10 protein-coding genes are annotated in these 12196 nt (G+C 65.4%); 6 read left to right on the top strand and 4 right to left on the bottom strand.

What is annotated here, in order from left to right; all coding sequences use genetic code 11:
* Nucleotides 1–4: 4 nt before the first annotated feature.
* Nucleotides 5–604: a YdcF family protein gene (locus JQ591_RS34995; RefSeq protein WP_211400506.1), complete on the bottom strand. Its 600-nt coding sequence runs from the start codon at nt 602–604 to the stop codon at nt 5–7.
* An 80-nt stretch (nt 605–684) separates the two neighbouring features.
* Nucleotides 685–1272, bottom strand: a complete 588-nt coding sequence (locus JQ591_RS34990; RefSeq protein WP_211400521.1) for a hypothetical protein — start codon at nt 1270–1272, stop codon at nt 685–687.
* 79 nt (nt 1273–1351) lie between these two features.
* On the opposite strand from JQ591_RS34990, the gene JQ591_RS34985 reads away from it, so the two are divergent.
* Nucleotides 1352–1786, top strand: coding sequence for a hypothetical protein (locus JQ591_RS34985; RefSeq protein WP_211400505.1), 435 nt, complete (start codon nt 1352–1354; stop codon nt 1784–1786).
* Between the two features lie 2 nt (nt 1787–1788).
* Here JQ591_RS34985 and JQ591_RS34980 read toward each other — a convergent pair whose 3' ends face one another.
* Both JQ591_RS34980 and JQ591_RS34975 read right to left on the bottom strand, forming a co-directional pair.
* Entirely contained in the window at nt 1789–4188 is a 2400-nt protein-coding gene (locus tag JQ591_RS34980; protein WP_211400504.1) for a bifunctional diguanylate cyclase/phosphodiesterase, read from the bottom strand.
* A gap of 234 nt (nt 4189–4422) precedes the next feature.
* On the bottom strand, nt 4423–4929 hold the full coding sequence (locus tag JQ591_RS34975) for a ferritin-like domain-containing protein (protein ID WP_211400503.1): 507 nt from the start codon (nt 4927–4929) through the stop codon (nt 4423–4425).
* A gap of 416 nt (nt 4930–5345) precedes the next feature.
* Between JQ591_RS34975 and JQ591_RS34970 the strand changes: the two genes are divergently transcribed.
* The 5 genes from JQ591_RS34970 to kdgD all read left to right on the top strand — a co-directional run bounded on the left by JQ591_RS34970 (nt 5346) and on the right by kdgD (nt 12195).
* Nucleotides 5346–6428, top strand: coding sequence for a lysylphosphatidylglycerol synthase transmembrane domain-containing protein (locus JQ591_RS34970; RefSeq protein ID WP_211400502.1), 1083 nt, complete (start codon nt 5346–5348; stop codon nt 6426–6428).
* Between the two features lie 93 nt (nt 6429–6521).
* Entirely contained in the window at nt 6522–8474 is a 1953-nt protein-coding gene (locus JQ591_RS34965; protein ID WP_211400501.1) for a hypothetical protein, read from the top strand.
* 272 nt (nt 8475–8746) lie between these two features.
* Complete coding sequence (locus tag JQ591_RS34960; protein ID WP_211400500.1) at nt 8747–10099, top strand: MFS transporter; 1353 nt, start codon at nt 8747–8749, stop codon at nt 10097–10099.
* Nucleotides 10100–10221: 122 nt separating this feature from the next.
* On the top strand, nt 10222–11127 hold the full coding sequence (locus JQ591_RS34955) for a LysR substrate-binding domain-containing protein (RefSeq protein ID WP_211400499.1): 906 nt from the start codon (nt 10222–10224) through the stop codon (nt 11125–11127).
* 123 nt (nt 11128–11250) lie between these two features.
* Nucleotides 11251–12195 (top strand): 5-dehydro-4-deoxyglucarate dehydratase, encoded by a 945-nt coding sequence (kdgD, locus tag JQ591_RS34950; RefSeq protein ID WP_211400498.1) that lies wholly within the window; start codon nt 11251–11253, stop codon nt 12193–12195.
* Nucleotide 12196: the final 1 nt, after the last annotated feature.

Below are 12196 nucleotides of genomic sequence, written 5' to 3'. Positions count from 1 at the left end.
CCGCTCAGACCTCCGGCCATTCCGCGATGAAGCCCTTCGCCTTGTAAGGCTCGATCTTGTCCCATTCGTGCAGCATGCGGCGGCGAAATTCGGGATCGGTGTGCCAGAGCGCGCGCGGGGTGGCAAAGCTGTCGACCGTGAGCAGCATTTTCTCGACCTCCGGCCAGTGCCGGTGCAGCGTCATCGGATAACGCCGCGCGGTCCAGGTGTTGCCGAGGCAGATCACGCTGCGGATATTGTGCAGCCCGAGCGCCGCATCGATGACCGGCAGCGAGAAGATCACGTTCTCGCCGGTGTTCATCGCGCGATCCTCCCCGAGGATTCTGTCCGCCGGAATGCCCGCCTTGACCATCGCCGCCTTGATGATGGTGCACTCGGATTGCTCCGAGCCGGGCGTCACACCGCCGCTGACAATCGACCAGCGGAACAAACCCTCGCGCCACAGCCTCGCGGCGGTGTCGGCGCGCAAGCCAACGTCCTCGCGGGTGCCGAACATGAACAACAGGTCGGCCGGCCGGAGTGGCGTATCGATCAGGTGCGCGCGGTTGATCCTGGCGATCTCATCCGTCGTCGGCAGACGCGTGCTGCGATCCATGGTTGACATGGCAGCACGATGCGACACCGGCGCAGGGGCGCGAAGTCACGTTTGGTTGCCGCCCATTGCACCCAAGGCAGCAAGGCCATTCAGGGCAGCAAAGCTCTGGGCAGGTGATCGAAGCTGTAGCTCCGCGGCTGGTTACGCCGGACGAAGCCGCCGACCTGCCAGGCGAACAGCGCGGCAAAGCCGACGATGAACAGCACGCCGGCGAACTCGCCGATCAGCAGCGCGCGGATCAGGAGCCCCGTCATCGCCACTGCAAGCACCGCCAGAAAAACCAGCACGGTCACGTAGGTCCTGCGGCCAAGGCCCGCGGTCAATTCGGCGCGGCTGCCGGCCTGCGCCATCCGCGCGTGCAACTCGACAATGAAATTGCGAAAGCCGTTGTCCTGTGGCGCCATCAGGGCCGCGGTCTGCCAGCTCGTCGACAGGATCGCGATGCGGCCGCCCTTGGTGTGGCTGACATCGGCGCGAAAGCGGTGCTGTTGCATCGACACAGGGCGGAACGACAGCCGGATCGCGCTGATCTCGTCATAGCACCACAGGCCCGAACGGCCGGCGACGTGCCACGAGAGGCCCTCCTCCGTCAGCTCGAAGCGATGCGCCGAGCCGACCAGCGACGCCCTGTAGGCGTAGCTCGCACCCGCAGCGGCCTCAACTCCCGAATCCTGCACCTTCACAATCAATCCAATCCGGGCGATCCAGTCCGCGATCCGCTTGCGTCATCGCCCTGCCCCATCCTACAAGCGAGACATGGCTGAGACGATTTTTTTTCCGCGCCGCCTGATTCTCGGCGCCGCCGTGATCTCCGGCGTGCTGCTCGCGCTCGCCGTGCACATGCTGGGCGCGCGCTACGGGCTTGACCTCGGCGGCCTCTGGCACTCGGATACGCACGAGTTCATACCGGCGGGCGCGGCGATCGCCTGGTGGCTGATCGCCTCCGTCGGCTTCTCCGGCGGCTATTTCACGGCGACCTTGATGCAGAGCGCCGCCGACGGCCAGATCCCGCAACGGATGCGGCAATTCCTCATCGCGGTCGGCGTGCTGCTGCTTGCGGGTGCGGGCCAGGTGGCCTCGGCGCCGAGCCCGGTCCCGACGGTCTCGGGCGTGCTGGCCGGGATTGCCGCGCTGGGCCTGGGTGCCGTGATGGCGTTCTGCGGCGCGCATTTCGCACTGCGCCGCAGCTAACCTCAGGCGGTCGCGCGCAGCCGCGGTCGGTCCAGCATGATCGTGACATCGGAAGCGGGCCGCGGCTTGCTGAACAGATAGCCCTGCGCCTGGGTGCAGCCTTCGCGTCGGAGCAGCTCGAGCTGCGCGTCGTTCTCGACCCCCTCTGCCGTGGTGACGATGCCGAGGCTCCGGCCCAGCCCGGTCACGGCGCGGATGATCGCCATGGAATCCTCGCGCGTCGCGAGTTCCGACACGAAGGAGCGGTCGATCTTGATTTTGTCGAAGGGGAAGCTGCGCAGATAACTCAGCGATGAATAGCCGGTGCCGAAATCGTCGAGCGAGATGCGTACGCCCATGGCGCGGAGGTCATGCAGCGTGGTCAGCGTCGCCTCGCTGTTCTGGAGCAGCACGGATTCGGTGATCTCGAGCTCCAGGCGGCGCGCGTCGAGTCCGGAAGCGGCCAGCGCCTCGGTCACGGATGCGATCAGGTTCGGATTCTTGAACTGCACCGGCGACAGGTTGACGGCGACGTCGACATCGTCGGGCCAGGTGACCGCGTCGGTGCAGGCGGAACGCAGCACGAACTCGCCGAGCTGGATGATCAGTCCGGTCTCCTCGGCCAGCGGAATGAAGTTCATGGGCGCGATCAGGCCGCGCTGCGGATGGTTCCAGCGCAGCAGCGCCTCGAACGCGACGACGCGACCGCTGGCGACGTCGCGGATCGGCTGATAGTACGCCTCGAACTCGTCGCGTTGCACGGCCGCGCGCAGGTCCATCTCCAGCAGGCGCCGCGCCTGCGCGCGCGCATCCATGCCGGTCTCGAAGAACCGATAGGTGCCGCGGCCGTCCGCCTTGGCGCGATACAGCGCGAGATCGGCGTTCTTCAACAGCTCGTCGGGATTGCTGCCGTCCTGCGGCGACAGCGAGATGCCGATCGAGACGCCGATGATGATCTGATGGTCGTCGATCTCGTAAGGCGCCGAGATCACCTCGACGAGTCGGCCGGCAAGGGATCTTGCCGCGGCTTCCTCCGACCGTCCGATCTGGACCACGGCGAACTCGTCGCCACCGAGCCGCGCCACGGTGTCGCTCTCGCTGACGGTGGCCTTCAGCCTGCGGCCGACCTCCTTGAGCAGCGCATCGCCGATAGGATGGCCGAGCGAGTCGTTGATGTCCTTGAAGTGATCGAGGTCGAGACAAAGCACAGCGAGCTGGTCGCCCGAACTGGTCCGGCGCAGTCCCTGCACGAGCTGCTCGTGGAACAGCACGCGGTTCGGCAGACTGGTCAGCGCGTCATGGCGGGCCATGTGCGAGATCTTGGCCTGGGCCTCCAGCCATTCGGTGATGTCCTCGAAGGTCGCGACCCAGCCGCCGCCCTGCATCGGTTGGTTGACGACCCGGATGGAGCGACCGAACCTGCTCACGACGTCGGTCGTGGTGCGGCTCTCGCGCGCGTCGGCGACGAGGCGGGCGAAGAATTCGCCCGCATCGCCCTGCCACTGGCCCTTGGCCTGCTCCTCCCGCAGCACGTCGACCAGCAGGCGGCCCGTGAGCAGGGTGTCGGTGCGGCCGAGCATCGCGGCATAGCGCTCGTTGAACAGGATGATCTTGCCGTCCGCGTCGAACATGCACAGTCCCTGCGACATGTTCTCGAGTGCCGAGTCCAGGACGATCTGCTGGCGGCCCAATTCGCCCTTGGCGCGGCGGTCGAGCAGCGCGGCCACGAGCGCAATCGCGATGATCGCGATCGCGGCACCCGCGGTGAGGAAGGACAACGAGGCCGGCGGGATCGATAACCCGCTGATCGCGAGCGTCGGATCCGGCGTCAGCACGACCGCGCCCATTGCGGTGAAATGATGTGCGACGATGGCGACCGTCAGCAGGGTGCTCGCGGTCAGCGCGTGGAAGAGATCGTCGCGCCGCGCAGCGACGACCAGCGCGAGCGCTGCAAAGACAATTCCGAACAGCACCGAGGCGGCAACCGTGCTTCCGATCCAATCGACGCGTGCCGGCATCTCCAGCGCCGCCATGCCGGTGTAATGCATCGTCGCGACCCCGGTACCGACGATGGCACCGCCGAGCACGATCCACAGCGCGCGCGTGGAGGATACCGCGAGACTCAGCCCCACGAAGGTTACGGAGATCGCGAAGATCAGCGAAAGGATCGTCACAGGGATGTTGTAGACGCCAGCGCCGCCCGGCCCGTAGGCGAGCATCGCGATGAAATGCGTCGCCCAGATGCCGCATCCGCTGACGGCGGCATCCAGGGAAATCCAGGCCAGGCGCCCGGGGCCGTGTGTCGCGCGCGCCCGGTGAAACAGGCTGATCGCCGCCGCGCTTGCGAGCAGGCACACCGCGCCGCCAAGCGCCACGAGCCGCCAGTCGTGCTCCTCGGTAAGACAGTAGAGAACTTGATACATTACGGGCCCCTATCGACCCGCACTTGAACAGACAGATATGGACAGTCGGTAACCGGCTACGCGCCTGTTTCGGGGATGGTGAACGGAAGCTGAGTTCATTCACTCGGATTGTTCATCCGCGCGCCGGCGCTTCCAGCTCGTCACCATGTTTCGACAATGACCGAATGATGGATGCGCAATACGCCAGCGCCGCGCGGATGACCGCGCGACGCTCTATCCTGGCTACGCTTGGCCCTAGCTGGCCGCGCGCAGGTTCACCTTGCTTTCGGCGAGCGCGGTCAACTTCCTGTCGGTCGCCTTCTCTTCTTCCAGCGTCTTGGCGAGCACACTGGCGCAGTCCGTGCGGCCGAGCTGCTTGGCCCAGGCGATCAGGCTGCCGTAGCGGACGATCTCGTAATGCTCCGCGGCCTGTGCCGCGTTGATCAGCGCGGCGTCGAGCACCGCCTTGTCGGCGACTTCGCCGGCGGTCTCCTCGGCTTCCTCGATGATGCCGTCGATGGCGGGGCAATCGACCGCCTTCACTTGCGTACCGTGCATCTTGAACACTTCCTCGAGGCGCTTGACGTGTTGCTTGGTTTCTTCGAGGTGCGTCAAAAAGCCCTGCTTCAGCTGCGGATCGGTCGCCTTATCCGCCATTTTCGGCAGTGCCTTGGTAAGCTGCTGCTCGGCGTAATAGATGTCCTGGAGCTGATGCACGAACAGGTCGTTCATGGTTTTGATGTCTTTTGTGAACAGTCCCATCGGTCTGATCCTCTCGGGTTTTGGGAACACGGGGGCGCCGGCTTGCAGGAGAAGCCGCATATTCCGCCATGTTCGATTGCTGATGAGGCGCTAACCAGCGCACAGCATCGTCGTTCCAAAAAAGTCCGCATCGCTTGCGCTGGAACAATGCCGACCGTGCAGGATCTGAAACGATGTCACAGACGGACGCGACCGGTCCCACGACTCATATGCTTAACGCGCGTCCGATGTGAACCGCGTATGACAAACTGGCTGGTCCAAGGCAGAACCTATCGTTGTCAAGGGCTGCACAAGTCACTGTTTTTGCCTTAAATGAGCTACATCATGCCTAGCGATCGAAGCCCACATCGGGCACTGATCGCATCCGACCGGCCAATGTCTGGCCTGGTCGGTTTTGCCCCCCGCCGGGAGGATGAATGCACGGACTGCTGACCGCGGTGAAGCGCGGCTTCAAGAGATGGATTGGCTGGCGGCGACTTGGCGTCGCGGCGAGCGTCTTCATCATCGCCTTCGCCATCACCACGCTGGTGCGGACCCTCAAGGGCATCGATACCGGGGTCATCCTGACCGCGTTGACCGAGATCCCCCGCGGCAATATCGGGCTGGCGGCGATCTGCGTATGCTTCGCGTTCTGTACGCTGACCTTCTACGATTTTTTTGCACTGCGAACGATCGGCAAGAAGCACGTGCCCTATCGCATCGCAGCGCTCTCCAGCTTCACGTCCTATTCGATCGGCCACAATATCGGCGCCACCGTCTTCACCGGCGGCGCGATCCGCTTCCGGATCTATTCGGATTACGGGCTGAATGCGATCGACGTCGCAAAAATCTGCTTCCTGTCGGGCCTGACCTTCTGGCTCGGTAACATCTTCGTGCTCTCGATCGGCATGGCCATCCATCCGGATGCCGCCTCCTACATGGATCAGCTGCCGTCGTCGATCAACCGGCTGATCGCGCTCGGCGGCCTCGCCTCCATCGGCGCCTATCTGGTCTGGCTATGCATGGGCGAGAAGCGCCGCGAGCTCGGCCAGAAGGGCTGGAAGGTGGTACTGCCGTCAGCGCCGCTGACGCTGGTGCAGATCCTGATCGGCGTCGTCGATCTCGGTTTCTGCGCGCTGGCGATGTACCTTCTGGTGCCGGCCACTCCGCAGATCGACTTCCTGTCGCTCTCCGTGGTGTTCATTTTGGCGACATTGCTCGGCTTCGCCAGCCACGCCCCCGGCTCGCTCGGCGTGTTCGACGCCGCCATGCTGGTGGCGCTGCCCGAATTCGGCCGCGAGCAGCTTCTGGCGACGCTCCTCGTCTTCCGCATCCTCTATTTCGTGATCCCGTTCGGTCTTGCCATCTCCATCATGGGCGCACGCGAGCTCTGGATGAATGTGGTGGAGCCCTGGCAGGAGCGCCGGCGGCTGGCGGAGGCCTGCGCGCAGGCCAACCTGCCCAAGCAGGTGGCGGCGATGGAGCGCGAGCGGTCGCTGCGGCAGGCCAGCAAACGCTAGACGGCGGCCGGCAAAACCGTCAGACCAATGTTGCCGGCGGAGAGCAGTTCCTCTCTTATTTCCGCCTCAACTTTGCCGTTGAAGACGCGGGCCATGATCCCTGTATCCCTTCGCCGTTTCCTCGCCGGCGCCCTGCTGCTCGCCGGGCTCCTCACCGCCTTGCCGCTGGAGCGGGCGGCCGCGCAGGACGCGGGCGCCATGCAGATCAGTTGGGAGGTGCGCAACCGCTTCCGGCTGTTCCGTGAGGAGCGCGACTTCCTGCTCCATGTCGAGAACGCGCGTAACCGCAGCATCCTCGCCGCCGAGCAATCGCTGGAGCTGCAAAGCGAGGGCCGCGGCTGGGCCCGCAACATGGTCAACCGCCTCTGCATCGACCTCCAGGGCCGGGTCAACCAGCCCTGCACCCGCGACAACACGAAGGAAAACTACCTCACCCCCGTTGACCATCCCGTCACCGTGCGCCTCGCCGGCGCAGTGCCGGTCGGCGCCACCTGCGCCTGGTCGTTCGACGACGGTGACGGGCTGCAACAATCCACCTTCGACTGCGCCGAGCCGGTCAATCTGCGGGTCCGCTACGGCAAGCAGACCGTCACGACCGTCGACGTCTCCTCCGGCTCCGATCCGACCCAGCGCGTCCAGACCGAGATCCAGGTTCGCGATATCTTCGTCGCCGGCCTCGGAGACAGCATCGCCTCGGGCGAAGGCAATCCGGACCGGCCGCTGCCGCTGTCGGACGAAGGTTTTTGCTTCCGCTCCTATCTCGGCACCGCGGGCGCGCAGTACTATCGGCCGAGCCGCGCCGGATATAAGGGCGGCCGCGCCTGCGAAGCGCCGGATACGCTCGCCAACTGGCAGCGCTACAGCGCGCTCTGGTTCAACTCGCCCTGCCACCGATCGCTCTACAGCTACCAGGCCCGCACCGCGCTGGCGCTCGCGGTGCGCTACACCCACGTCGCGGTGACCTTTCTGCCGCTCGCCTGCACCGGCGCCAGCATCAGCGACGGGCTGCTCGGCTCGCAGCGCGCCCGCGAATGCCCGCCCGGCAAGACCGGCGTCTGCAACACCAGCGTGAACGCGCAAGTCGCCGAGCTGCGCGAGGCGCTCACCGCCGCCAGGAAGCGCCAGCCCGAGCGCACGCTCGACCTCGTACTGCTCTCGGTCGGAGCCAACGACATTTATTTCTCCGGCCTCGTCGCCGACGTCATCGTCGAGACCGCAACCGAGCGCGCGCTCTTCCGCCGCTCCGGCGTGATGGCGAGCGTCGACGATTCCCGCGATGCGCTGGCGCGCGAGCTGCCGCAGAATTTCGTCAAGCTGCGCGAGGCACTGAAGCCGCTGGTCGGCGGGGACCTTTCGCACGTGGTCTACGTCTCCTACGCCAACCCGGCGCTCGCCGATGGCGGCGTGCCCTGCCGCGGCGGCCGCGCCGGCTTCGACATCCATCCTGCCTTCAACGCCGATCCGCAGCGCCTCGCCCGCGTCTCGACCTTCGTCGACACCGAATTCCTGCCGGCGCTCAAGGGCCTCGCCACCTGCACCCGGGGCGCGCTGTGCCGCGATCCCGAGGCCGACCGCATGACCTTCGTGGATTCGCATCAGGCGGCGTTCGCCGATCACGGCTTCTGCGCGCATTCGGGCAACGACCCCGAATTCGACCGCACCTGCTTTGCCGAGAACGGCCAGAGCTTCAATCCTGATATCGTGAGCGCGGCGAGCCAGCCGATGCTGTGCGGCCGCGGCGCCTCCGAATTCCGCGCCTATTTGCCGCGCGCGCGCTGGATCCGCGACGCCAATGACAGCTATTTTGCTGCAATGACCTATCCGCAAGGCTTGCCCGCCGCGAGCCAGCCGACCGACATCCACGACGCGACCTGGGGCGTGCTCTCCGCCGTCTATGGCGGCGCCGTGCATCCAAGCGCCGAAGGCCACGCCGCGATGGCGGATGCGGCGCTGCCGGCCGCAAGCGCAGTGCTTGGGCTCGATGCGGTGCCGCCCGGCGTGACGCGAGGATTGCTCGCGCCGTTGTTGCCGAGCGCACGGCAGTAGAAGAACGAGCGAGCTCTCTCCACGCCGTCATTGCGAGCGCAGCGAAGCAATCCAGAGTCCCTCCGCGGAACGATTCTGGATTGCTTCGCTGCGCTCGTAATGACGAGTTTGGGCGCACGCCTCACCACTCTCTCACGATCGTTCCCCCCCACCTGCCGTTCCATCAATCCAAAAACGGCATCGATCGATACCCCCTTGAGCTTGGACACTTTGCCGCGCGCACCTCTAGGAGTCGTCGTGAGGAAACATTTCGAGTTCTAAGGAGGCGCGTAATGAGCGCAGTGATGTCCGCAGCGGACGTGAGGAGGTCTCGCGTCAGGCTGTTCATCGTGACCATGTTGTTCCTGGTCACGACCGTCAATTATGCCGACCGCGCCACGCTGTCGATCGCAGGCCCCGCGCTCTCCAAGGAACTGCATCTCGATCCCGTCGCAATGGGCTACATCTTCTCCGCGTTCGGATGGTCCTATGTGATCGCGCAGGTGCCGGGCGGCTGGCTGCTCGACCGCTACGGCTCGCGCCTCGTCTATGCCTTCAGCATCATCGTCTGGTCGCTGTTCACGACGATGCAAGGCTGGGTCGGCTTCTTCAGCGCCGGCACCGCGATCACCGTGCTGTTCGGCTTGCGCTTCCTGGTCGGCATCGCCGAAGCGCCCTCGTTCCCCGCCAATGCCCGCATCGTCGCGGCCTGGTTTCCGAGCAACGAGCGCGGCACTGCGTCGGCCTTCTTCAATTCCGGACAGTATTTCGCGACGGTGATCTTCGCGCCGCTGATGGGCTGGATCGCGCATGCTTACGGCTGGCGCTACGTGTTCTTCGTGATGGGCGCGCTCGGCGTCGTGATGGGCTTGATCTGGATAAAGACCGTCTACGGGCCGAAAGAGCACCCAGGCGTCAACGAGGCCGAGTTCGACTACATCAAGGCAGGTGGTGCGCTGGTCGACCTCGACGCGCCCAAGGACGATCTGAAGCATGAGCGTGCGTCGGACTCCGGTCCGGGATGGGACCACATCCGCCAGCTGCTCTCCAACCGCATGATGCTCGGCGTCTATCTCGGCCAGTACTGCATCAACACGCTGACCTATTTCTTCCTGACCTGGTTCCCGGTCTACCTCGTCAAGGAGCGCGGCCTGTCGATCCTGCAGGCCGGCTTCGTCGCGACGCTGCCGGCGCTGTGCGGCTTCATCGGCGGCGTGCTCGGCGGTGTCATCTCCGATGCGATCCTGCGCAGGACGGGCTCGTTGACCATGGCGCGCAAGATTCCGATCGTCGGCGGCATGCTGCTGTCGATGTCGATCATCGCCTGCAACTATGTCGACGGCCAGGCGCTGGTGGTCGGCTTCATGGCGCTCGCCTTCTTCGGCAAGGGCATCGGCGCGCTCGGCTGGGCTGTCGTCTCCGACACCTCGCCGAAGGAAGCCGGCGGCGTCTCGGGCGGCCTGTTCAACACCTTCGGCAATCTCTCCTCGATCAGCACTCCGATCGTGATCGGCTACATCCTGGCCGCGACCGGCTCGTTCAACGGCGCGCTGATATTCGTCGGCGCCAATGCGCTGGTGGCCGCATTCGCCTATCTCGTGGTCGTGGGCAAGATCGAGCGCGTGGTGCTCAAACGTTCCTCCTGAGGGCTCCCATGGGAGCTTGACCAGGCAACTTAACGGCGGCTTCACAGCCGCCGTCTTTGTTTTGGGAGTAATCGATGCTAGAAGCGCCGGGGAAACGCCTTATCCATCTAAGGCATGTATCGATGTTCGACCTCAACCAGCTCCGCTGTTTCGTCACGGTAGCGGAGGAATTGCATTTCGGCCGCGCCGCCGCACGGCTGAACATGACCCAGCCGCCGCTGTCCCGGCAGATCCAGGTGCTCGAGCACATCATCGATGCGCCGCTGCTGGAGCGTACCAGCCGCTCGGTGCGCCTGACGCCTGCCGGGCGCAGCTTCCTGCCGGAAGCGCGGCGCATCCTGAAGCTTGCGGAAAGCGCCTCGCAGGTCGCCCGCCGTATCGCGCTCGGCAAGTCCGGCTCGCTGAAGATCGGCTTCACCGCGGCGGCCGCCTACGGCTTCCTCCCCGAACTCGTCGCCGCCTGCCGCGCCAAGCTGCCCGAGGTGGATTTCTCGCTGAAGGAGATGGTGTCGGGCGACCAGTTCGAGGCGCTGACCTCGGGCCAGATCGATGCCGGCCTGCTCAGGCCCCCGATCGCGCGCCCCGAAATCGCCAGCCGCCGCGTCGTCGCCGAGCCCCTGCTCGCCGCGATCCCGAAAAAGCATCCGCTGGCGAATGCCGAGAGCATCACGATCAAGGATTTCGACAACCAGCCCTTCGTGATGTATTCGCCCTATGAGAGCCGCTACTTTCACGACGTGCTGGTGGCGCTGTTCACCCGCGCCGACATCCTGCCGCGCTATGTCCAGCACCTGAGCCAGATCCACTCGATCCTCGCCATGGTGCGCGCCGGCCTCGGCCTCGCCATCGTGCCGGCGGCGGCGGCGAGCCTGAAGATCGCGGACGTCCGCCTGCGGCCGCTGAAGCTGCGCACGCGCGTCCCGGTCGAGTTGTTCATGGTCTGGCGACGCGACGACGAGAATCCGCTGCTCTCGGCGCTCGTCAAAATCGCCAGCGAATTGTCCTCGGCCGAGGTGATGGAAGATTGATGCTGATTTCGCATTGGTCGATATAGGCTTTGGCTTGGACGCGCATCGAACGGTCTCCTAAACCACGGCGCATGGACGCGCAGGCTTGCGTCCTCCACAACACAAGACAAGGGAGCAGCGCCCATGAGCAAGATGACCCCGCAGGAAATGGCCCAGAAGATCGGATCCGGCCTCCTGTCCTTCCCCGTCACGCCGTTCAAGGCGGACTACTCCTTCGACGAGACGACCTACCGCGCCAACATGGACTGGCTGTGCGGCTATGACGTCGCGGGCCTGTTCGCCGCCGGCGGCACCGGCGAGTTCTTCTCGCTGACGGCGGCCGAGGTTCCGCAGGTCGTCAAGATCGCCGTGGACGAGACCAAGGGCCGGGTGCCCGTGCTCGCCGGCACCGGCTACGGCACCGCCACCGCGCGCGAGATCGCGATCGGCGCGGAGAAGGCCGGCGCCGACGGCTTGCTGCTGCTGCCGCCCTATCTCACCCATGCCGAGCAGGACGGCCTTGCCGCCCACGTGGAAGCGGTCTGCGCCTCCGTGAAGATCGGCGTCATCGTCTACAACCGCGACAACGCCATCCTCCAGCCCGATACGCTCGCCCGCCTCGCCGAGCGCTGCCCGAACCTCGTCGGCTACAAGGACGGCATCGGCGACATCGAGCTGATGACCCGCGTCTACACCAAGCTCGGCGACCGCCTGACCTATATCGGCGGCCTGCCGACGGCAGAGACCTTCGCGCTGCCCTATCTCGACATGGGCGTGACGACCTACTCCTCGGCCGTGTTCAACTTCGTTCCGGAATTCGCCACCAACTTCTACGCCGCCGTGCGCAAGCGCGACCACGCGACGATCCACGCCGGCCTGAAGGACTTCATCCTGCCGCTGATCGCGATCCGCAACCGCAAGAAGGGCTATGCCGTCTCGATCATCAAGGCCGGCATGAAGGTGATCGGCCGCGATTCCGGCCCGGTCCGCCCGCCGCTCACCGACCTCACCGAGCAGGAGATCGCGGAAGTGGCCGCGCTGGTGAAAAATCTGCCCGCCATCTCCTCGACACAACAGGCGGCAGAATAAC

The sequence above is a fragment of the Bradyrhizobium canariense genome, assembly GCF_018130465.1.
In the GTDB taxonomy this organism is placed as follows: domain Bacteria; phylum Pseudomonadota; class Alphaproteobacteria; order Rhizobiales; family Xanthobacteraceae; genus Bradyrhizobium; species Bradyrhizobium canariense_C.
This window is presented reverse-complemented; position numbering and strand designations above follow the sequence as displayed.

What these genes read in the sequence shown, in the direction of transcription:
- JQ591_RS34975 (WP_211400503.1), bottom strand. Translation starts at nt 4,929, where the DNA reads ATGGGACTGTTCACAAAAGACATCAAAACCATGAACGACCTGTTCGTG.
- JQ591_RS34955 (WP_211400499.1), top strand. Translation starts at nt 10,222, where the DNA reads ATGTTCGACCTCAACCAGCTCCGCTGTTTCGTCACGGTAGCGGAGGAA.
- JQ591_RS34995 (WP_211400506.1), bottom strand. Translation starts at nt 604, where the DNA reads ATGTCAACCATGGATCGCAGCACGCGTCTGCCGACGACGGATGAGATC.
- JQ591_RS34965 (WP_211400501.1), top strand. Translation starts at nt 6,522, where the DNA reads ATGATCCCTGTATCCCTTCGCCGTTTCCTCGCCGGCGCCCTGCTGCTC.
- JQ591_RS34960 (WP_211400500.1), top strand. Translation starts at nt 8,747, where the DNA reads ATGAGCGCAGTGATGTCCGCAGCGGACGTGAGGAGGTCTCGCGTCAGG.
- JQ591_RS34980 (WP_211400504.1), bottom strand. Translation starts at nt 4,188, where the DNA reads ATGTATCAAGTTCTCTACTGTCTTACCGAGGAGCACGACTGGCGGCTC.
- JQ591_RS34985 (WP_211400505.1), top strand. Translation starts at nt 1,352, where the DNA reads ATGGCTGAGACGATTTTTTTTCCGCGCCGCCTGATTCTCGGCGCCGCC.
- kdgD (WP_211400498.1), top strand. Translation starts at nt 11,251, where the DNA reads ATGAGCAAGATGACCCCGCAGGAAATGGCCCAGAAGATCGGATCCGGC.
- JQ591_RS34970 (WP_211400502.1), top strand. Translation starts at nt 5,346, where the DNA reads ATGCACGGACTGCTGACCGCGGTGAAGCGCGGCTTCAAGAGATGGATT.